Genomic DNA, 21,271 nt, shown 5'->3' on the forward strand with positions numbered 1-21,271 from the left:
TTAGTAAGAAACAAACTGCCGAAGAGTTTTTAGCTGAAACACAGCGGTGGATACGCTAGCGAAAGCGAGTTTTAAAACATATTAGAAAAACAATGGAAGTGCTTTTCGGCAATTGCAGTCCCGCTTTTTGTTGCAATCTTTTTGTTGGTACTGCTACTATATTTATCATGCAGAGTTTGTCGAAGCATCTACTGATTTGCAATGATGACAGTAACAAAAAGTATTGCCACTACAATCGGGTTTATATTACCAAGCTAGCGGTGCTTTTGAGGGGTTTCTTTTGCACCGCCTTAAATTCTTTAGCCCTGTAAAATGATGCATCCTTATATCTAAACCAAACACGAAAATGAATTTTTATCAAGGACCTATAGATACCATCTATTATCTTGTTGAAGATAATACGATTACGGAAGCTGATTATTTCCGCATTGGAAATAATTTAAATAATATCATCGAAACACTTGCAAATACAAGTAATCAGCAAGAAATTGAAAAACTGATGTATGATATTTTGGATAAAGAAATTTCATTTTTCTTAAAAAGCCACCATTTTAGAGAACGTTTAAGAGTATCTTTCAGAACAATAATTTATGAAAACTCAAACGGCAAAATTCTTCCTAATATTGTTGAAGATGTTATCAAAAATTGGTTTTCAACCCGATTATCTCAAAAAGAAAGAATTCAGTTTCTTTTAGAAAATGCGTACAACTTTAGTGAAAAAGAAATTAACCTCAAAATCCAAAACGATTTCGAAACGATACTTTCACAAGACACTGTTTCTAATAAAGATTTTATAAATCTTACGTCAAATTCATTTTCCTTTTTCGATGGTTTTGAAATCGTGGAAAGCAACGGGAACATGACTTTGCTTTACAACTTGCCCCGCATCTACTCTGAATTAGGAAAAATATTAACGCACAATATTGACGGTTTCCTATTATCATGGTTCAATAAGCACGCTAAAAGAAAGCCAACTGCTCTTAAAAAGCTAAAGACAGACATAAACAGGAGGCTCAAATTTATCAAAAAAGATGAGCTAATGGATAGTCTGGTCTTAGTTCAGTTAGAAGAAAAAACGAAAATTTTACTAAACGATATAGAAGAAAATAATTACGAAAAATCTATAGAAAATGTTAAAAATACGATAGTGCTTTTAAAAAACACATATATTGAAACTGCTGACAGAGAGTTTTTTGCAGATTTTTATATGGAAATAGGAATTCATTTAAACCACGATTTTAAAGACGAACTAATGAATTTCTTATACGCAGAAACAACATCTAAATATTTGATAAAGAAAGAATTACCCTGGGAGTAAAAACAACAAAAATAGTTTGCAACCCTTGGACGATATTGCAAAGTTCAACATTTGTGCTTCGATTGCCAGCATCACGAAACACCAAAACGTTAACCAAATTTTAAAAATATTAGAAAAACAATGGAAGTACTTTTCGGCAATGGTAGCCCCGCTTTTTGTTGCAATCTTTTTGTTGGTACAGCAATTAACATTGTCATGCTGAGCTTGTCGAAGCACCTACTAACCAGAAACAATCTTTCGACAAGCTCAAGATGACAGCAACAAAAAGTATTGCAAGGCCAATCGGGTTTATATTAAAAGTAGGTAGTGCTTTTGAGGGGTTTCTTGTGCACCGACTTAAGTTTATAGCCCCGATTGTAGCGGAAATCCGCCGATTTTTATCGGCGATGAGAGCGGAAAGCGGGAGTAGCGTTAAAAAAAGCACCTCAATTGCGCTTCAAATAAATAATATTTAAAGTTAAACATGAAACTTAAACGGATCTTAATTTTATTGCTCACGAGTACGTTTTTATATGCTTGTAGTCAAACGCCAACTTCTCAGTCACCTGAAGCAAAGATGTACATTGCCTCTTTGAAAGCGATGAAATACGATGAGCTCAAAAACCAGCTCAGAAAAGATACTGCGTTGCTAAACAAATTGATCAAAACGGCCACTTTCACCTTGCAGTTAACCTCACATTTTTCATCGGGCGAGAAAACTAAGGTTGATAAATCGGTTCCGGAATTTGAAATTAACCATGACGAAACAACAATTAAGGCACTATTTGATGACTACTGCAAAAAATTGCTCTTTGAACAAAACTTTAATGATGGCTACGCCGACAGCACTTTTAGTCTTTACGGGCAGGATATGTTTTCATATGAAAGTAGGTTTAGCCTAACGGATGACAATCACATTTTGGAGAAAAAGGACAGTTTGTTTAAACCGTTTAAAGATGATGTGGTAACCCACGAAAAAGCTTACTTTTTTAGAGGTAAAAAAATAGCTAAAACTGATATCGGGTTAAAACGTATTGATAGTATTCAAGCGGAAATCAGTTTAAAATTCCCAACCGATTTTGAGCATTTTTCTATCGATAAATCGGCCAAAACGGAAGATTATAAAGATGCTACAATAGAAGTTGAAAGCCTAAAAGAAAATATGGCTCAGCTCAAAATTCCGATGGAGTTGTATGCCGAAGTTATCGGTTATCAGGCTTATAATAACCAAAATTTAAGGATGAATAGCAATGCATTAAGCGCTACACCCATGTTAGGTATTGATAAAAAGATAAGCGAAAGTTTAAAAGAACTGCTCGATATTTTCGCTGAAGTATTGAAAGAAAACGAGGAGAAAAGCGGAAAAGAAAAGTTAGATAAAATCCGCCAGAACCAGGTTGATGCGAAAGAAAACATGACCGAATTTGATGCTTACCTAAATAAACTTTTTGAGGATAAGGAGAAAATAAAAGAACTTGGCGATATGAGTTTGTACAACGAAATTGCTAACGCAGGCAAAAAAGTAATTGGAGTGCAAACGCAATTTGTTATCGTAGAATTTCCGGATGATATTAAAAGCATTGATGTTTTTGTGGCGACAAAATCTGTTTCGTTGCAAAATAAAGCAATGGTAAAATATGGCAATCATTACTTAAACCCAAAATACTTTGACGAAGCTCAACCAAATATCATTTTTTACAGTAAAAATAGTGGTAGAAAATTTGGTATCTCAAACCGGGATGGCGAAACCGTTATTGAGCCTAAATTTGATGAATTAAGACAGGTAGCAAATGAATATTTTGTAGGCGATGAAAAATTGTACTGGCTAAATGTAGCTGGCAAAAAGATGGTTCCGCTACCGAAATTTGTAAGTTATGTGCAGACTTTAAAACCAGGTTACGATGTTTTTGAAAAAACTGTAGGTAACGAAGATAAATCTGGCGTAATGCTGAATAGAGAAAAAACTATTTTGCCATTTGAATATTACCGTTTTGAAAAACACGGGCAATTTATCATTGCCAGCAAAACCCACAATTTGGATGAACTGTACGATTTAAACTTCAAAAAAATTCCGAATAAAGGCATTCAAAAAATTCATCTGGTAGATGAGTTTATCGCTTCTGATATTAAATATCCAACGCTGTTTGAGGCAGAAGATGTGAACAAGAAAAAAGCTCTGGTTGACAAAAACCTCAACTTGTTAACGCCGTTTAAATACGAATTTATCAATCCCTTCTATGGTGTCAACAATTATTTTATGGCAGGAATTAGAACTGCCGATGGGAGCAATTATTGGTACGGAATTATAGACGAAAAAGGCAACGAAGTTACGCCGTTTATCTTCTGCCACATGAGCGAAGAGTTTGATAAAAACGGAAAGTTTAAATTCTGCTTAAAAGATAAAAGCCAGGCAATGGATTTTGCTTCGTTTATTAAAACCTACAAGAAATAATACCAATTAGGGAAGCTATAGCCCGATTTACCAAGTTAAGCGTCGGCGGGGACGCCAACGCAGAAGTATTCTTATGTTGGCCTCCCCGCCAACGTTATAAACGAACATGTTATTTCCTTTAAGATTGCTTCGTGCCTCGCAACTACGTGTGGCGAAATAGGATTGATTTTTTGCTAAAAACGCCAGTCTGTTAACGAATAATAAAAAATAAACGGCGAATAATAATTCTGGATTTTGATGTGGGTTTAAGCTGGTATTTTTATGACTTAACTTAACCTAATCAAATGAAAAACTTAATCCTTACTTTATTAGTAACCGCAAGCACCAGTTTCGGTTATGCGCAAAACCTCGAAGGGAGAGAAGAAATTAATCTGTCCGGTTTCGGCTATAAAATTTATACGAAACAGACAAAGAGCGCTGTTGAAGATAAAACCGTTTATGCCATTCCAAACCAAACCGATACCATTTTTCATGATGCTTTAATAAAAGATTTAAAGGCTGACAAGGAATTATACCGAGGCATCTACGGGAAAAATGGACAGGAAATACACTTTTTGCAGTTCAATTTACAAAGTGATAAAATGAACCATAAAGTTTATGCGCCAAATAAAGAAGGCAGATTGGTGCTGATTAAAGAAAGCAAAAACCTCGACGCGTATCCGAAAGATTTTCCGCCAAAATTCAAGAATAACAAACCCATTCATCCAATTTATCCAGGCGAAAGTATGGCACTTTATAAATGGGTAGAAAGTAATGTTTACCCCATTTTAGCGCAAAAGCACAAAAGCGATGCAAAGGGCAATGCTGTTATGGTACTTGATATTGCGATAGACGGTTCGGCGAAATTAAGCGAGGTGAAAAACCTAAAGGCAAGCTCTGAAACTTTAAATAAGCTACGCGAGAAATTAAGCAAAATGCCCAAATGGGAAACTAAAATTCAGGGTTACGATGTTGCTGGAATAGTATTTATACCTGTAAATTTTTAAGCAAAAATGAAAAATTCAACTAAAACAAAACTTATCAAAGTTACAATGGTAATTGCCATCTGCTTTGCGGTACATGTTTTAGTTGCACTAATTTCCAGCTTAATTGTAAACAAATTGATTTTAAATACGCGATTGGCAAATTTTACTGTTTATGATGGCTACGCAGATTTTAGCATTTTATTAGTTTACATTTTGGTATCGGCGTTGCTAATGTTTGATAAAATTAAAGGCAATGCTTTAGTTATTACATCGGTTTCTTTTTTTGCGTTTCTAACTGTAAAGGTTTTTGTAATCGATATCATTGCGCATTATTTTAGGTTTTATGTAAAAACAGCCCAAAATGGCGCCTATAGTTTCGACATTTTTATAAATCGATTGGCTAAAAACTGGCAAGAGTTGCGCTGGGAATTTAGCAATTTAGGCCAATTTTTATCCTTCATTGTTTGGGTATTCATCGCGTTGCTTGGTATTTATTATTTATCCCTTTGGGCAAAAAATAAATTAAATGGGAATACCAAAATTAATCTGGTTTTTGGATTGCTTTTCTCAACGGCGTTTTCATCATGCGGAGATCACATTCAGCGAGAAAAAGATAAATATCCACAAATTCCAGCTTTTCCTGCCTTTGCAAAAAATGCATTGCTTTACAAAAAACTTGATGTTGCCACAGTATCATTTAATGCGTATAAATCTGCCAAAGTCGACGGGTATGATTTGGTAATTCACACAAAAGATTATTTCTTTTACGCAGTGGCGGATAGTTCTTTGTTCCTAATCACCGGCTATCGCGAAGCGATAAAACCTGGGATGGAATTCCCGGCAAAAAATTTTATAACACTAACCAGGTTGAGGAACAAGAAAATCGAAAAATTAGTTTGGACAGAGAGCTGTGATCAAGATTTGCCAGTTTTCAACGATGGCCAGACTTTGATAGTCGGTAGTCGGGTTTTTGAGGTGAAAGCACCACGATTAGCTTTTACAAAAGTTGATAAAACCGATGATGATTTGGTAAACAACAGCATGATGGCTTACACCTGGAATTTTAGTAATAAGTTAATCTCGGAAGACTATAAACCGTTTGATAGCACATTCGTAAAAGAATTAGACCGCATTACAATTGGTTCTGATGGAAACTTCACTGGAGGCTTAAACAACGGAATTAATTACACCTATGATGCCGTTCCGATGATTTATTATGAGTTCAACGTAGGTGGAAAAGTAGGTAAAACGAAAATTAATTTCGATGAACAAAAAGTACCGCTATTGTTAAAAGTTGGAGATCAAATGTATTGCATCACTTACAGCAGTGAGTTAAAGTGGAAGCGTGAAGTAAATCACTATGAGATTGGAGTGATAGAATGATAATCGTTAGCATAAAAATGTTGCCCTTAAAAGGCAATTTGAAAGAAAAAATTGGGAACGCTGGAAGGTCGGCTTAAACGGATAACCTATGAGGAAAGTTGTTTTAATCATCGCAATGCTTTTTACCTGTGTTTTCGCTAAAGCACAAAAAGAACATAAACTATTTTATGATAATGGTATCGTAAAAGAAGTTGGACAACTTAATGCAAACGGAAAGGAAACAGGCCAGTGGAAATACTATCATAAAAATGGGAAACTATGGCGTATTGGAAGTTTTGCAAATGGAACGTTATCGGGCGATGTAATGGTTTACCACGAAAATGGATTGTTATATGAATACGGAAACGTTCTAAATGGCGAGGAAAATGGCAGGTGGACTGCTTTTTACAACAATGGAAATTTTTGGAAAACTGGAAAATTCAAAGATGGAAAAGCCAGGGGTAAATGGAAATTTTACTATGAAGATAAAAATGCTTTACTAACCGATGTTGTACGGTATAAAAACGGAAAACGAGAAGGAAAATTGAAACGTTTCCACAGAAACGGAAAACTGCAAAATACGGGTAGATATAAGGATGGAAAACAAATTGGCAAATGGGTTGAATATTACGAACAGGGTGCGCTAGACACCTTTGGCTTTTTCATCAACGGGCAACAAGAGGGCGAGTGGAAAAGATTTTACGAAGACGGTACACTAATGAGCATCGGGATCTACAAGGAAAATTTTGAAACCGGTGAATGGAAATATTACCACAAAAATGGCAGGTTGAATGCCGTTGGCGAATATAAAAATGGAAAATGCATCAATGAGTGGCTATACTATGATGACAAAGGAAATCTGTTGAAAAAAGTTAAATACTAAAAAAGATGAAAAAACTACTCATGCTTATGATCGTGCTGGGGGCGTATATTTCAGTTTTTAGCCAAGAAAAACTCGTAAAAGACCTCGATTTTGATGGCAAAAAAGATACGGTATACATCGACCAAAAGGCATTGCAAATTGTCTGCAGGCTATCGGCCCAAAACTTCAAAAAACTAAGAAGCAAGACAATCGAAATGTCAAGCGACAATACATACATCAAATCGACCAGAAACGGATTTGAACTAAGAAACAATTGGATGCGAGCAGGTTATGCCTGCCAGTTCAGGTACGAGAAAGGCGAGAAACGCATTCGCCTAATTGGGATTACCGAGTACGCTTTTGGCAACGCCGCGAACGATGGCAGTGGCGAGGCGAGCGCAAACTTACTCACCGGCGATTACATTGGCAATTGGAATTATTTCGACCATTTGGCAAATAACGAAAATGGCGAACTGGTTAAAATCCCCACCATTAAAACCAAGATGAAATTCAGCAAAATTTATCTGGAACAATTTAGTGAAGAAAGCTATTTTTCTTATCAAACCCAGTTAGAGGATATTGTTGAAAAGCATAAAACTGCAGAAAAAAACAGGAGAGCTAAAAAGTAAACCAGATGAAAACACTAACTGCGTTTCTTTTATTTTTTGTTTCGAACTTTTGCGTTGCGCAACAAGGTTGGATTAATATTGATCTTGAGGAAACCGCATACGTGTATGCAACCAACAAAACCTGTCTAAAGAAAACTGGTCAGCCTTTAAATGGTAAATATGCCGTCAGATTTAATCGTTACCAAACGAATTACGAAACTTTTTTAAACGGTTTAAAAAACGGCGAATTCAAGGTTTTTAGAAACAAAAAACTGGCAGAAAAGGGTGCTTACCAAAATAATTTACGTGAAGGCGAATGGCTTTATTACAATGAAGATGGCTCCATTAGGCGACGAAGTAGGTATGAAAATGGTTTGCAGGAAGGCTTAGAAACCGATTATGATCACGGACGAATTGAAAAAACCGCTACGTTTAGTAAAAATCACCTCGATGGTTGGCAATTAAGATATTCATCATCCGAACCAAATGAACCATTTGAAAAATCATTATATGCAAAGGGTCAAAAAGTTAAGTTTATCCGCTATAAAAACATCAACAATTTAAAATTTATCATTAGCGATAGCTTGGTTTATGATGACCACAAACAATTGATACTGAAAAAATCGTTTGTTAACGATAGCCTGTTATTACAATATAAAATCAGTTATAATGTAGTTATTAAAGATGCTTATCAGATTAACACCACAAAAATTGAAATAGCTGACGGATATAATTCTAACATCGCCTACCTGTTGCCAGAGCGAGATGAGTATGAAACAGAGATGAGAATGCATGAGTTGCTGAATTACAAATTCGCTTACGATACCGCCGTGAAAAAGCCATGTTTGCTCGTAAGCAATTTAACCCGAAATCACTTTTATACCACTACTTTCTACAGGTTATATCCAGCAGAAAACCTGCAATCGGTAATCTATCACAAAGGCGGAGACGATATTTTACCAGGGTGGTATTATAGAGATGTAAATAGATAAATTGGTTTAATAAAAAAAATATGCTTCTACCAATTCCAATCATTTTATTTATCCTTTTGCTGGTATATTCAATTAAAAAAGCAAAGCAAAAAGCAGATGTCAACAAACATGTCATCATTAGATTAGGCGTGTTGATTGCTTTTATTGCGCTTACATTTTTAATCGTTTACCACATTGAAGGCAGGTCTGGTACGCTAGGTTCATTTTACATCAGCGCCTATTTTTCTGCAACGTGGATTTTGTATTTAATCGTTGAAGCCATCAGCTTGTTTGTAGTAAAGCAAAATAAGCTGGCAAGAACAAACCTCATTATATTGTCCTTTATTGTTTTTTTGGGCGCTATGGTTACGATTACACTTTCTAATACTTAAAATGATTTGTTTAACTAACACGATATAAATTGAAAAGCTGTTTCTCCAACATATTAATTTGGGTGGTTATGCTGGCGTTGTCATCCGTTTTACTATTGATTTTGTCCAGCCGATTTGTTGTTCCTGCTGTGCCTATAATTTTAGCAGTTATTGTTGTTATAGTTACCAAAACACAGCGAATGCTGATTAATAAAAAAGCTACAGCAATTTACGAATTAACGGAAGGTGTAGTTAAAATAGAGGGAACAATTAGCGCTCCAAAAACGTTTGAAACGCCCTATTTCAAACAACAATGTATTGCCTACACTTATGAAGAAGGAAACATTACCTACGATAGTGATACGGGTTCGGAACATGTAAATAGCACCCTTGAAAAAGAAGAATTTCAGGATTTTTATTTAAGTAACTCGACAGGAAGAATAAAGGTGATGATTACTAAATTAAACCTGGCACTTCTGCCTGCCAAAACTGACACATTACATAGCGTTAAATACGCAGTTGATGATATCCGTTACACGGAGAGAACCCTAAAAAACGGCGATTTGATAAGCGTTTTGGGTTATGCAATAAAAAATGCTCATCACGAATTTGAGTTAAGGGAGCAGGGCAATAAACCCCTGGTAATTGCTACGCCGGCTGTAGAAGACAAAACACGTAAAGCATTTAAAGTTTTAAAAGACTTATTGCCCTACCTTATTTTAATGTACGTTGGCGTAAATTATTTTCTATTTGCACCAATGAAAATACAAATAGTGGAAAGCGAGATTTTCCCTTACTTCGCGATTTTTGGCATGCCAATTTTAGCTTTAATTTTAAGTGTTATTGGTAATCGAATGGATGGTTTTGCCAAATTATTCTTCACCCATTTAGCTGGAATTTGTTTCAGTGTACTATTCTTAAGCTTTCCTTTAATTTGTTTATTTTATTTGATTAAACTGGAATTTACTCGAATTTTTTGCATTTGGGTAACGATTTTTATATGCACCACCATTGCTTTTTTAATGAACCACCGAAAACTGGATGGCTATTTCAGTAAAGAAGAGTTAACATAACCAAAACAACCTACAACAAACTTTATGAAAAAACGATTATTCAAGATATTTACTTTTTTATTTATTGCCATCATGGCGATAAAAGTGCAGGCGCAAGAACTTAAATTTCCGGAAAGTTTCCGCTCAAACTCTTCGCTTTTTAAGGGAATGGCAATTTCCGAAATTCCCAAAGACATTCAAACCAAATATGGTATTAACAAAAACCCAGGTTTAGTTACCAATATTGCAAAAGCCAGGGGCGCACTTTTTACCGCCAAAACGCCTGGCGTACAAGCCATTTACTTAGAAGTTTGGAAAGACCCTACAATAAAAAATAGTGATTGTGGGTACGAAGTGGCACAGTTTGCATCGGTTTCGGAATTAGAAAAGGTACTGCCAAAATTCAACAGTTGGTTCTATGGTGCAATTTTAACAGTTCAAAATTATCTAATTGTTGTGAAATGCGTTTCCTCAAAAAATGCAGAACAAAACATTGATAAGATGGTAGCCTATTTTCAGAAAAGATTAGGAGCAAAGCTTTTTCTCGATAGAAAAAAAGAGGTTGAAGTACAGGTCCCAGTTACCGAAAACTATGTTTCAAACTTACCTCCACCGCTACCACCAGAACCAAAAGAGAATTACACAAGCTTGGCCATTGGAGATTTGGACAGTCGCATTGCCAATAAAGATGGATTAGCTTACATGCGCACCAAAAAACGCGAAAAATTGGCGCCCGGAAAATATCGGGCAAGTAGTATGGCTCCAGCTTTTGAAAGTTTAGTTTTTACGATTGATCAAGATAGTTTGCTCCACGGAGATTACGAATATCATTATGCTGAAGATTACAGCAAATCGCCCTCAAAAGAAAGCAAATTAACTTACGACCATGGCGTTTTAACTTCGGAGATTGTTTACAAAGATGGTAAGCTTTTGGGCTCAACAACCTTTACACCCTCTGTGGTTAAAGAACGAAATGATTATCTGATTACCATTAAAACAACTACTAAAAGCCCAAGTAATGGCGATAAAGAAGTGGTTACAGTCTTCCGTAATCGTAAACCTGTTTCCAAAACCACTACCAGATTTCGTATTTCGGTAATTAAAAAAGACTTCGAGAAAAAGGTGCTGGAACATTATAACAGCAAAGGCCAACTCACCGAATTTGAAAAACCTGGCTTAATTGAACGCTATGCCACTGACGGCAAAGTAAACTATAAAGATGAATGGATTAATGACGATCATTTTATTTATACAAATGGAAAATTGACAAAAAAAGAGATCGGCGTAAAAGGTAAACAACAATATTTAGTTACCGAATATGATGAGCAAGGAAAGGTAACGAGAGAATTTTCGAGAGGCATTGAAGATAGCATAGCTATTGCCAACCCTGATGAGTATGAAGGGGATTTAAGCGATGCGCTGTTTGAATATTACAAGAAAAAGGCAAAATGACATCAAGAGCTGAATTAGTTCAAAAAATACAAACAGCATTTAACAACGTAAAGCTAGAAGATGGCATTGGTTTGTGGGAAGCAGAAGGTTTGGATAACTATGCTGATGAGGAAACGATGATGCAATTAAGGGCAAAAGATGAAAGAATGAATTGGGAAAATCTCAGCTATCAAGAGTTGGCAAAATGTGAAAGTGCTTTAGCGTTTTTTGATGCTAAAGGAATGAGGTTTTGCCTGCCTATATTTTTAATATTCGATTTGTTAGAAACTGAAATTTTACAAGAGCAAAATCTGCCATCGCCAGAGGTAGTTTTTACGTTAACTCATGATTTGCATAGCGAATATCAGCTGAGTAGATTTTCGTTGTTTAACAGCAATCAAATAGAATGTATTATAGAATTTTTAAACTACAAATTGAAAAATGGAGCATCAAATGAAAACGATTATTTTGATAAACAGCTTAAAGATGGCCTAATATTTTGGAGCACTAAACTTGATAATTAGCGAAAAACGGTTTTGCCTTTTTGCACAGGCTTAACCATTCTAAACCCGACAGAAGAGAACACGAAGTGCAACGAAGTAAAGCGAATGGCGGGACTTTCGGAACCGATTGAAACAGAAACTTGCTTTTCAAAAAAAATAGAAATCATGAAAAAAATACTCACATTAATAATCGCCACGATAAGCTTAAACGCATTTGCACAAAAAGGACCACCACCTGCTACGGTAAGACTTGCTGGTACTTCAGATATTTTGAAAACTGATAAACGTTTGGCCGATTTCAGTATAAAAAAAACAAAGTTTAATGTTTATCTGGGCTATCAAAAACCTAGTGAAATACGCCGACAGAGCAAGGGAGATACTTTACAGGTGTACAAAATTACAAGAGATAAACTCAATTTCAGTCACCTGGAGATTGTAAAATACGGCACAAAAAACGGAAAAATTATTCTCGAGGGAAGTTATAAACTGTTAAATGACACGCTGATAGTTACCGAAAATTTCTACGATTATACGGGTTCTTTCTGCATTACCACAAAGTACATTACCGATAAATGGGGCTTGAAAGAAGTAAGCGATGATATGAAGGGTATTAAGCTGGAGAACTTAACCGAAAGACATTTGAAACCGGCAGAAATGAAAGTTCCACCACCCGCAAAAAATTAAAAAAAAAGGCAATTCATCCCCATATTAATAGTTATGAAACAATATTTCTCGCTTCTGTTTTTGATTTTTTGTTGCGCCGTTAATTGCTTGGCACAACAAAAAACAGCTGTCAAAAACTGCCCCTGCACCAGCTCTACAGAAATTAGCGCTTGGACACCAGAACTGAAAAAAGGATACGAACAAAAAAGCATCGCTAACAATTTTGCTTATAGCGTTAACGGAATTTACATCGCCGAAGACCGAGACACGGTTTACCAAATTAAAATTATTGTAGACCCAAAATCGTATGGCACTTTTGTGTATTACCAGCACCTTAGTTTTAGTAAAGCAAGGCTGATCAACAAACAAGTAACCAATTGCGAAACCTTGCCAAATGTACACGATGGCGGTTGGGTTGGAAACAATATTTTTGAACCGAAAAATGCCATCAACAAACAATTTGTAGCCTCAGAATTCTTTGTTGGAGAAAGTTATTTTAGAGTAGATAAAAGGCATTTTTATAGATTTTACAAATGCGACAAGGAAACCAAGTTTGGCATTCACGATGCAGATAGAGAAAGATTTTACCGCAAAGTTTATTGGGAAGTGGAGGGCGATTACCCTGAAATTTCTACCCGCAGTTTTACCCAAATAGATGTAAAAAAGTACAACAAGCAACAGCTGGCAGAAATGAAAAACACTGTTTATGCCCGTTACAATTATGCGTTTAAAGAAGATGGAAAGTGGTATCAGCATTTCAACAAAAAACCAGATTACCGATGGAACCATTTTAAAAATATAACACCTTTTTTAACTCATGTTGAGAAAGAAAATATCAAATACATCACGGCTTTTGAAAGTGCCGATTATTACGACAATCAGTTTAAAAACGACTTTTTAGACTTTTGGGAGAAACTGAGAGCGAGCACTAAAGATGCTAACTTAGAACAACTCATCCCCTTGGTTCAGTTTCCATTTGCCATTAATGGCGAGCATGATGATATGCCTGTTTTAAAAGTTAACAAACAACAGTTTGCTAAAATATGGCCACTTTTAATGCAACAAGAAAACTATGATATGAAGGACAATGGCAAGCTGGTTTCTTGGTATTCTAGAAGTATTTTTAGCAAAGCTGATGCTTTCGCAGAGCAGACCTTGCATACCAAATCAAACAGTATCGCAAATATGGATTTCGAAAAATTAAATGGCGTGTGGAAACTGAGTGGTGCTTACGCCGACTTGGAATTATATCCGAAAATACAAAGTATGCTGATGTCGGATAAAGGGAAATTTCCAGATAAAAAAAATTAAGAGAATGAATAAGTTAGTTAGAAAATATCTCTTCTTAATTACCTCTATTACATCGATATTTTTATCGGCTTGTAATTTAGGTGATGGTATTATGGAGCGTAACGAAGAGCCGTTAGCATCAGCTTACGCCAATTTTCAAGAACTAAATGAAAACTATCGTTCTACACATTTTGAGGTGAAATTAATTTGCGAAGCACAAGGTTACCCTCATCCAATTCGTGTTTTTCCATCTATAAACAAGCAGTGGATTATAGAAGCTGATGCGGAAAAAAGTGATGAAACCCAGGGCGATTATATCTTCTATAAACTTAACGGAGCCGGCAACATAACAGATACCTTGTATTTAGCCTACAAAGGATATTGGGCCGAGCTCATAGATGATTTTATGGTTTTTACGAATTACGAAGAAGCCTACTATACAACTTGGCCATTGGACGGTGACACTACGAAACGATATTTTAAAGTTTTAAATGCCGACTTAAATTGGAGCGCTGATAAAGTAAACCAGCATATTGAAAATGCCAAAGCAAACTCAAAATATTGGTTTTGTAAATATATAACCAACAACGAAAACAGCTATCTGAAATTTTACTATTATCAAAACAAACAATGGCAAATTTTATGGCAAAAGGTTGAAGGTTTTCAAACCGTTCGCGACGAGGAAAGTTCGGGCCGATATAGCGTTGAAGTGATACGAACTGGTGAAACAGACCCTCATTTAGCAGAGAATATTACATACCTACATCACCATCGGCTAGAAAAACTATCCTACAGTCACAACATTGGGGGTGGAAATCCAGGATTTGATGTAACCAACTGGCGAGGTAAAGCCTTTTTTAAGACGAGCGTTAACGATAGGGATTTTCATTTTTTTGAGCCAAATATTGCCGTAGAAAATGAACAATCTGACGGAAATAAAAATAGATTTTACATTGTTTCAGAACCTAATGCCTCGGCAATCATTTTTACACCTCTGATCTATAAGGTGCCAAACAGCTTTGCTTTTTACACTTCAGATCGAAATAAATTGTATCTCATAAGAGAAAAAATTAGGTCTAAATAAAATAAATCAACAACCTACCAAATGAAAAACCTACTTTACCTATTACTCTTTGCATCGCAAATCAGCTTTGCGCAAAACATCGATTTTAAAAAATTTGAAGCCCAGGCTTTAAAAGTTGCTAAAACCAGCAAACATGCCGATTTAATAAAAAGCTTTATCGCCGAGAATAAAGAGACTGAACAAATCACACAACTAGATTTAACAAAAGATTACGTGGGTTATGGTATCGTTATTAATCCAAAAAATAACAGCACAAAACTACTGCCTGCAAAATATACTTTTGATATAAAAACACGGCTATCGGCAGTTGGCGTGGTCGATTTAGATAAACCGGAACTGACTGACAAACAGTTGGCGTATTTATCAGCATACATCAAAAATCCTTCAGCTCTTGCCAAAGACGAATATTTTAGGGCGTTTAAATACCACACTTTTACTAACGAAACCAAATTGGAAAAAGGTGATGATTTAATACTGAAAGACCAGAATTACACGACTTATTTCACTATAAAAAACAACTTAATTTATGCCATCGGAATGAGTAAAACCAGCGATGAATTTATCTTTTACAAATTCGACACGAAGGTAATCCCAAACGACGATTATTTGCTCATCCAAATGGAGAAAAACAGAAAGGTAAAGTGGGCAGAGGAAAGCAAATTGAGAGATGTTTTTCCGCTTTATCATGATGTTAGGATAGATGATATCCGCACTGCGTTATATTATTTGCTCCGCGAAGAACCTTACAAAAGCGATAAAAAATTGATGGAGTATGCCCAGAACATGCGCCAAAAGCTAGACCGTTCTAATATCCGACAATTTACCACAGAACTCGACTATTTTTTGGATTTAAAAATTGACGAAAAAGCCTGGAAATTTAAAAGTGACGAAGTTTTAAATCTAAAACACACTTCTGCCCACGCATTGGCAGATATTTATTTTGGAAGCGCCAGTTACAAGCTGGCAGAAAAGTTTTTCTTAAGGTCGTTGCTAGATTTTAAACTCTTTTCTGCAGGTGGAAGCAACGCCCAAAAAGACGCCAACAGAATAATTTACGATTTAAGTAAGGTTTACGAAAAGCTAGGTAAAACCGATGAAATGATTGGTTATTTAATTCCGCTGTTAAATGGCAATGGAAGCATCGGCTCTGCAACAGAGTTGTTAAATACTTACATCAAAAAAAATAAAATCGATAAACAGAGCTTAAAAAAAGAGATAGATGCATCTTTTGAAACTTTAGATAATATCAGAGGCGATGGAACTTATACTTTCATCTTTAACGGAAAGGTAATTTTCTTTTATAGCGTTTTTTCTAAAACGGAAAGTAGTTTTAGGAAAGAAGTAACAGAAACAGATTTTTATAAATCGCTGTAAAACGCTAGCTTGAGCGTAAAATTCTCCATCTATCCCTAAAATTATATTTTGAGATTGCCTTTTTAACAGCATAAACAGGTATTTAAAAGAATTTAAAATGAGTTTTGATTTTTTACAAGAAAAGTATCCCGATTTTTATTTGTTTCATTTCGAAACACTGGGCTTGTACCACGCTATAAATGATAACAATATCGAATACCTATTAAATCCAATAGGTGAGGTTATTTATACCAAACCAAAAAACGATAATGTTTTGGTTTATACCAATTTTACTTTTTTAAACTGGAGCAGAAAAGATTTAGAATTTAACAAGTATATCGAATTTTGGATAGAACATACGGCATTTAAGAACCTTAGCACCTGCAAAATTTTCACCTACAAAAACCAGGTAGTTCAACAATTGCTAAATGAACAAACAATTTTATCGGCAGAGCCAATTGGCCCTCGCAAGGTATTGTTGCAAACTGCTATAGATAAAAATAACCCGAATGAATTAACTCAAATTTACATATTCGATTTTGATCAAAATCACCTTCAAAAAGTTACAACAACCCGTTTTGTTAGTACACCGCACCAAACTTCACCATTAGTAGTGCATCAAATTTCGGGCACGGCCTATTTGTTTTCGGTACTTATCGATATTAAAAAAGAAGACGAATATCTTGACCACAAAATTTACAGAATGTATAAAAACAATGGAGAACAGTTACTCCCTTTTGATACCACCATTGGGCAAAATGGTGAAGAAACTTGGTTTGAGCAAAAAAAGCCAAATATGGGCATTACTTACCGCTTGCTAGATGAGCCCATTAACTTTTCATCTAGTTGGTATAATTCCGAATACTGGGCCTGCAACTCGTTAATAGATATTGAAGGTAATTTTTACGGCGACTTTTACTATATCTCGGGCCAAGTTCCCAGCGAGCTAGGTAAAACATCAACAAAACGCCCCAAATATGTAGATAAAAACCTGTTGTGTTTATCATTACCACAACCAGGTGGTAATGTTCCTTTACTAACTATCGTTACCGAAAATAATCAACTCATATATACAAAATACGAATGCCCTTGGCTGTTTTTTTCTTATTCACAAGCCGTTATAAAAGATAAAAAGCTGTTCGGTAAAACTGCCTTAGTCGTTTTAGATCAGGATAAATTTGTTCGATTGATAGACTTACAAGGCCAAGAGATAAAAAACGTAGTACCTATAAAATGCGAAACTTTATTTATCAACTACAACAAGTTATTTATTGAGCAAGCAAGCCTATAGTTTTAACCGATGTGCTACGCATACTTTCATCTTTAACGGAAAGGTTATCTTCTTCTATAGCATTTTAATAAAACGGAAAGAAGTTTTAGGAAAGAAGTAACAGAAACCGATTTTTATAATGCTGTAAGGAATTGAAATGCGAATAATATTTAAAAGCTGGCGAATAGCAAGCTAAATACTACGCTTATAAAACTTGCCAAAATTTGAATATTCTATTAATTAGTTTTAAGTAGTTAAAGCTGTAGCGCAAGCGCAGAAATGATTAAACCTAAAAAATAAAACCATGACAGTTACTTACATGATGTTGGCCTTCACCACGATCTATTTAGCGGCAACTTATTTCTATTACAGGCACACTGTAAAAAAAGGCACAGAATTTAGATACAAGCCGCTTTTCTTGTTAATTATCGGACTTTTATTTTTATTATCCCTTTACGGTAGCGTAACCAATCAGCCTTTTAACACCATTGTTCCATTTATAGGTTAAGCTCCGCTTACTGATTTGACTAAAGATTTTATTTATTGCCCGAAGTTGACATCCAGTTGAAAAGGAAAAGAGTTTTATATTTTGCCATTACTAGCGTAGTTGTATGTTACGTTTTTATCTGGTGCAAATTTCATTTTTTTACAAAGGTTTATACCCAGGAAGAAATAGATCAGGAATTTGCGGCCTTGAAAATGGATGCCCCGCTTTATGACTCTGTGAATATTAGAGGCTATAGCATCAAGTATATCAGTAATAAGAAGAATTATAGTGTAAAAGGCGATGAGTTTGGAAAGAAAAAACCCTACTTGGTACTGCTACATAACAGCGATAAAAATGCTGGTTATTTCATAGATTATTTCAAAAACAAAACCCTTAATCAAAAATTCCATATCATCGCGATAGATCGAATCGGTTTCGGAAATAGTACATTCAAAAAACCCACTCAAAAAAATTCGCTGTTTCAACAAGAAGAAAAGGAATTTGGAAAGATGGCTGAGTATGCCACAGGAGTAGCAGTTAAAGAAATTTTAGATGCTGAAGGTCAGTATATGGAGGAAGTTAGAATTGTTGCTGATGGGAGTGGTGGCATGGCTGGCTTACAAGCCTATTTGTATAAAAGCCTTTCATTTTCTAAAGTTTTTTTATTTGATCCGGAGATAAATGATCGATTTTTCTTAAGCAAAATTTGGAGTAGAATAATCATTAGCCCTGTTATTTCAGGGATTTTCCCGCGGGCATTCATAAGCAAACAACACGACTTGCTATTGGCCGATAATCACAAAGGAAAAGAATTTGCAAAGCTGATCAAGAATGTTCAGTCTTCCGAAAACAGAGAAGCAACGGATAATTCATACATGTATCCCAAAGGTTTCAAATCGGTTTTTTTCTTCGGATTAAGCGATAAACAACAGCGCAGGATTACTGAAATTTCCGGAAAATCGAATTTCGTTTTTCAAGAGAATGATTTGAATATTTATTCCTCCCCAGAAAAAGTCTTCAGCACCATACTTGCCAATGATATTTATACCTTACCATTCAACAGAATACGCTGACGAGAACAATTTCCAATTATTCGAAACGGATAGTTAGGTATTTCACTATGCATTCCTTAGCAAACGCAAGTCTGGATAAAATTAAAATTGGGCTTCAATTAATTTTAATTTATGATATTAGCTTTACGTATTCTACCATTTGAAAAATGGTATGGTATTTCTAACGATTAAGCTCCACCTAATGAAATTGCCCATTTTATTTTTATTCCTCTCATTGCTCCTTGCTTATGCTTGCAAACATGATAATGGTACCAAGGCCGATCAGTTAAAAAAATATCAGGAAGCATTTGCAGTCTTATCAGACAAGCAGGCTACACCAGCTTCAAGCGATTCGATAATAAATGCCTGGAAGCGCTACAACGCTGATCCGATTGTGTTGGCCGATACCGATTTGAATGCGAGAACCAAATATAGCCTTGGCAAACTCTACGCCAGGAAAAATCCTGACTCTTCGAAAGTATATTTACAACAGGCTCTTGAACTGGTAGATGTTAACAAGCGTTACTTAGATATCAAGGCCCGTGTTTATAATGGCATGGGAAATCTGGCTAATGAGGAAGCACTGGAGCATCAGGCTAATTATTACTATAACAAAGCGGCAATTATTGTACTTACTGATTCAACAGTAAAACTTAAGCCTGCGGCGAAGGTCATTATGCTTTTATCAGCAGCACAGAGTAACAAAAGCCTGCAGCAATATAGTTTGGCTTATAAAATGAATATCGCGGCCCTGCAGCTTATGCCTCAGTTGCCTCCAAATGCACCAAATCAACAGCGGGTGCTTACACAACTGATCTCGTTAGTTTACACAGCCAGCTTACCAAAAGATGATGTGGCTTTTTACATCAAAAGATTAGAAAAACTGCATCTCACCTATCCTGACGATTTTAATCTCAGATATTTACACGATAGCAAGTTGCTTTATTTTGATAATCTCAACCAGGTAGATTCTGTTTTAAAATACTCATTGCTTAATGCGAAAATAGATGAGGAATTATACGAGGAAATGCCTTTATTGCCCACCACAACAGGAAACCTTTACACCACCTATACCAATATTCTAGCCAACTATACCAAACAAAAAGATTACCGTAATGCAAAAGTGTTTTTAACCAAAGCGGATGAACTACTGAACAAAAGCGGAAAACTTTTAGAATATGAAGATTTAATTAGAGGTGGTGAAGCTCGCTCAAATTATTATGCAGCCGTTGGCGACAAAAATAAGGCGCTAAAAGCAGCTAATGATGTAAACCAACTTCAAAAAGAAAATTATGAAGTAGAAAATACGCAGGCTGTGGCTGAAATGGGCGCTTTGTATCAAATTCAAGCTAAAGATAATTCGATAGAGCGTTTAAATGAGGATATTAAACTGAACACACTGAAATTAGAGCGTAACAAATTGACTTTGGTCATTACCGCACTCATCATTTTAATTCTGTTGATTGTGATATTTCTCTTTTACAGCATTTACAAGCAACGCAAGTTAAAACAAGAGAAAGAAAATGTACAGTTGCAACAACAGTTGTTGCGTACCCAGATGGAACCGCATTTTATATTTAACACCCTTTCGGCTTTACAAAGTTTTATCCGTTTAGATGAAAAAGATGAAGCCATTAAATACCTGAACCAGTTTAGCCGATTGTTGAGAAGCAGCCTGGAGCTTAGTCGGGAAAAGCTGGTGCCTTTGCCCCAAGAGATTGAAACGTTGGAAAACTATTTAAGTTTACAGCAAATGCGCTATAACAACATCTTCAGGTTCAGTATCGATGCGCCGTTTACTGATGATCTGGACATGGTGATGCTGCCTCCGATGTTAATACAACCTTTCGTAGAAAATTCAATTCTCCATGGTATCAACCTGAATGATAAGCAAAGTTTTATCGAAGTGAATTTTACACTTCATGGCAAAATGCTTACCGTAACTATTATCGACAGCGGTAAAGCCATCAGCGAGAAGAAACCGCAAAATCATCAGTCGCTCTCAGGAATTATCAGTAAGGAACGATTACAGTTGCTGGGCAAAGAGCGAAATCAAACAGCAGGAATCACCCAAAGTAAAGAGGCTGGCGGCGGTACAAAAGTTACGCTAAATATTCCGGTAAGCCCAAATGAACGCATTGCCTGATTAGCTAAAAACACCAGTTTTTCAGCGAATAATAAATGAACACCTGCGAATG

General features: G+C 35.7%; 19 protein-coding genes. All 19 read left to right on the plus strand.

What is annotated here, in order from left to right:
• Positions 1 to 346: 346 nt before the first annotated feature.
• Positions 347 to 1,318 carry a hypothetical protein gene (locus EA772_RS05605; protein WP_124911734.1) on the plus strand — a complete coding sequence of 324 codons (972 nt, stop codon included), beginning with the start codon at positions 347 to 349 and terminating at the stop codon, positions 1,316 to 1,318.
• A gap of 463 nt (positions 1,319 to 1,781) precedes the next feature.
• On the plus strand, positions 1,782 to 3,749 hold the full coding sequence (locus tag EA772_RS05610) for a WG repeat-containing protein (protein WP_124911736.1): 1,968 nt from the start codon (positions 1,782 to 1,784) through the stop codon (positions 3,747 to 3,749).
• A 284-nt stretch (positions 3,750 to 4,033) separates the two neighbouring features.
• Positions 4,034 to 4,735 carry a hypothetical protein gene (locus tag EA772_RS05615; RefSeq protein ID WP_124911738.1) on the plus strand — a complete coding sequence of 234 codons (702 nt, stop codon included), beginning with the start codon at positions 4,034 to 4,036 and terminating at the stop codon, positions 4,733 to 4,735.
• 6 nt (positions 4,736 to 4,741) lie between these two features.
• Positions 4,742 to 6,097, plus strand: coding sequence for a hypothetical protein (locus EA772_RS05620; protein WP_124911740.1), 1,356 nt, complete (start codon positions 4,742 to 4,744; stop codon positions 6,095 to 6,097).
• An 88-nt stretch (positions 6,098 to 6,185) separates the two neighbouring features.
• Positions 6,186 to 6,959, plus strand: a complete 774-nt coding sequence (locus tag EA772_RS05625; RefSeq protein WP_124911742.1) for a toxin-antitoxin system YwqK family antitoxin — start codon at positions 6,186 to 6,188, stop codon at positions 6,957 to 6,959.
• A 5-nt stretch (positions 6,960 to 6,964) separates the two neighbouring features.
• Positions 6,965 to 7,567: a hypothetical protein gene (locus EA772_RS05630; RefSeq protein WP_124911744.1), complete on the plus strand. Its 603-nt coding sequence runs from the start codon at positions 6,965 to 6,967 to the stop codon at positions 7,565 to 7,567.
• A 5-nt stretch (positions 7,568 to 7,572) separates the two neighbouring features.
• The gene (locus EA772_RS05635; protein WP_124911747.1) at positions 7,573 to 8,538 is read left to right on the plus strand and encodes a toxin-antitoxin system YwqK family antitoxin; all 966 of its coding nucleotides are present in this window, start codon (positions 7,573 to 7,575) and stop codon (positions 8,536 to 8,538) included.
• A 20-nt stretch (positions 8,539 to 8,558) separates the two neighbouring features.
• Entirely contained in the window at positions 8,559 to 8,909 is a 351-nt protein-coding gene (locus tag EA772_RS05640) for a hypothetical protein (RefSeq protein WP_124911749.1), read from the plus strand.
• A gap of 179 nt (positions 8,910 to 9,088) precedes the next feature.
• Entirely contained in the window at positions 9,089 to 9,961 is an 873-nt protein-coding gene (locus EA772_RS05645; protein WP_124911751.1) for a hypothetical protein, read from the plus strand.
• A 24-nt stretch (positions 9,962 to 9,985) separates the two neighbouring features.
• Positions 9,986 to 11,392 carry a hypothetical protein gene (locus EA772_RS05650; RefSeq protein ID WP_124911753.1) on the plus strand — a complete coding sequence of 469 codons (1,407 nt, stop codon included), beginning with the start codon at positions 9,986 to 9,988 and terminating at the stop codon, positions 11,390 to 11,392.
• Positions 11,389 to 11,895 (plus strand): DUF6714 family protein, encoded by a 507-nt coding sequence (locus EA772_RS05655; protein ID WP_124911755.1) that lies wholly within the window; start codon positions 11,389 to 11,391, stop codon positions 11,893 to 11,895. Before EA772_RS05650 ends, EA772_RS05655 begins: the two co-directional genes overlap by 4 nt.
• Before the next feature lie 144 nt (positions 11,896 to 12,039).
• Positions 12,040 to 12,558 carry a hypothetical protein gene (locus EA772_RS05660; RefSeq protein WP_124911757.1) on the plus strand — a complete coding sequence of 173 codons (519 nt, stop codon included), beginning with the start codon at positions 12,040 to 12,042 and terminating at the stop codon, positions 12,556 to 12,558.
• 87 nt (positions 12,559 to 12,645) lie between these two features.
• On the plus strand, positions 12,646 to 13,848 hold the full coding sequence (locus EA772_RS05665) for a YARHG domain-containing protein (RefSeq protein WP_168187484.1): 1,203 nt from the start codon (positions 12,646 to 12,648) through the stop codon (positions 13,846 to 13,848).
• Positions 13,849 to 13,852: 4 nt separating this feature from the next.
• Positions 13,853 to 14,911, plus strand: a complete 1,059-nt coding sequence (locus EA772_RS05670) for a hypothetical protein (RefSeq protein WP_124911761.1) — start codon at positions 13,853 to 13,855, stop codon at positions 14,909 to 14,911.
• A gap of 21 nt (positions 14,912 to 14,932) precedes the next feature.
• Positions 14,933 to 16,285: a hypothetical protein gene (locus EA772_RS05675; protein ID WP_124911763.1), complete on the plus strand. Its 1,353-nt coding sequence runs from the start codon at positions 14,933 to 14,935 to the stop codon at positions 16,283 to 16,285.
• Positions 16,286 to 16,382: 97 nt separating this feature from the next.
• Positions 16,383 to 17,555 (plus strand): hypothetical protein, encoded by a 1,173-nt coding sequence (locus EA772_RS05680; protein WP_124911765.1) that lies wholly within the window; start codon positions 16,383 to 16,385, stop codon positions 17,553 to 17,555.
• Between the two features lie 283 nt (positions 17,556 to 17,838).
• Positions 17,839 to 18,042 carry a hypothetical protein gene (locus tag EA772_RS05685; RefSeq protein ID WP_010603286.1) on the plus strand — a complete coding sequence of 68 codons (204 nt, stop codon included), beginning with the start codon at positions 17,839 to 17,841 and terminating at the stop codon, positions 18,040 to 18,042.
• A 56-nt stretch (positions 18,043 to 18,098) separates the two neighbouring features.
• The gene (locus tag EA772_RS05690; protein ID WP_124911767.1) at positions 18,099 to 19,094 is read left to right on the plus strand and encodes an alpha/beta fold hydrolase; all 996 of its coding nucleotides are present in this window, start codon (positions 18,099 to 18,101) and stop codon (positions 19,092 to 19,094) included.
• A 181-nt stretch (positions 19,095 to 19,275) separates the two neighbouring features.
• Positions 19,276 to 21,219, plus strand: a complete 1,944-nt coding sequence (locus EA772_RS05695; RefSeq protein ID WP_168187485.1) for a sensor histidine kinase — start codon at positions 19,276 to 19,278, stop codon at positions 21,217 to 21,219.
• Positions 21,220 to 21,271 lie beyond the last annotated feature (52 nt).

The organism is Pedobacter sp. G11 (genome assembly GCF_003860265.1).
Lineage (GTDB): Bacteria > Bacteroidota > Bacteroidia > Sphingobacteriales > Sphingobacteriaceae > Pedobacter > Pedobacter agri.

Coding starts and splice junctions, on each gene's coding strand:
- EA772_RS05670 (WP_124911761.1), top strand. CDS start 13,853: ATGAATAAGTTAGTTAGAAAATATCTCTTCTTAATTACCTCTATTACA.
- EA772_RS05695 (WP_168187485.1), top strand. CDS start 19,276: ATGAAATTGCCCATTTTATTTTTATTCCTCTCATTGCTCCTTGCTTAT.
- EA772_RS05615 (WP_124911738.1), top strand. CDS start 4,034: ATGAAAAACTTAATCCTTACTTTATTAGTAACCGCAAGCACCAGTTTC.
- EA772_RS05645 (WP_124911751.1), top strand. CDS start 9,089: ATGCTGATTAATAAAAAAGCTACAGCAATTTACGAATTAACGGAAGGT.
- EA772_RS05610 (WP_124911736.1), top strand. CDS start 1,782: ATGAAACTTAAACGGATCTTAATTTTATTGCTCACGAGTACGTTTTTA.
- EA772_RS05635 (WP_124911747.1), top strand. CDS start 7,573: ATGAAAACACTAACTGCGTTTCTTTTATTTTTTGTTTCGAACTTTTGC.
- EA772_RS05605 (WP_124911734.1), top strand. CDS start 347: ATGAATTTTTATCAAGGACCTATAGATACCATCTATTATCTTGTTGAA.
- EA772_RS05685 (WP_010603286.1), top strand. CDS start 17,839: ATGACAGTTACTTACATGATGTTGGCCTTCACCACGATCTATTTAGCG.
- EA772_RS05660 (WP_124911757.1), top strand. CDS start 12,040: ATGAAAAAAATACTCACATTAATAATCGCCACGATAAGCTTAAACGCA.
- EA772_RS05625 (WP_124911742.1), top strand. CDS start 6,186: ATGAGGAAAGTTGTTTTAATCATCGCAATGCTTTTTACCTGTGTTTTC.
- EA772_RS05630 (WP_124911744.1), top strand. CDS start 6,965: ATGAAAAAACTACTCATGCTTATGATCGTGCTGGGGGCGTATATTTCA.
- EA772_RS05620 (WP_124911740.1), top strand. CDS start 4,742: ATGAAAAATTCAACTAAAACAAAACTTATCAAAGTTACAATGGTAATT.
- EA772_RS05655 (WP_124911755.1), top strand. CDS start 11,389: ATGACATCAAGAGCTGAATTAGTTCAAAAAATACAAACAGCATTTAAC.
- EA772_RS05675 (WP_124911763.1), top strand. CDS start 14,933: ATGAAAAACCTACTTTACCTATTACTCTTTGCATCGCAAATCAGCTTT.
- EA772_RS05650 (WP_124911753.1), top strand. CDS start 9,986: ATGAAAAAACGATTATTCAAGATATTTACTTTTTTATTTATTGCCATC.
- EA772_RS05680 (WP_124911765.1), top strand. CDS start 16,383: ATGAGTTTTGATTTTTTACAAGAAAAGTATCCCGATTTTTATTTGTTT.
- EA772_RS05640 (WP_124911749.1), top strand. CDS start 8,559: ATGCTTCTACCAATTCCAATCATTTTATTTATCCTTTTGCTGGTATAT.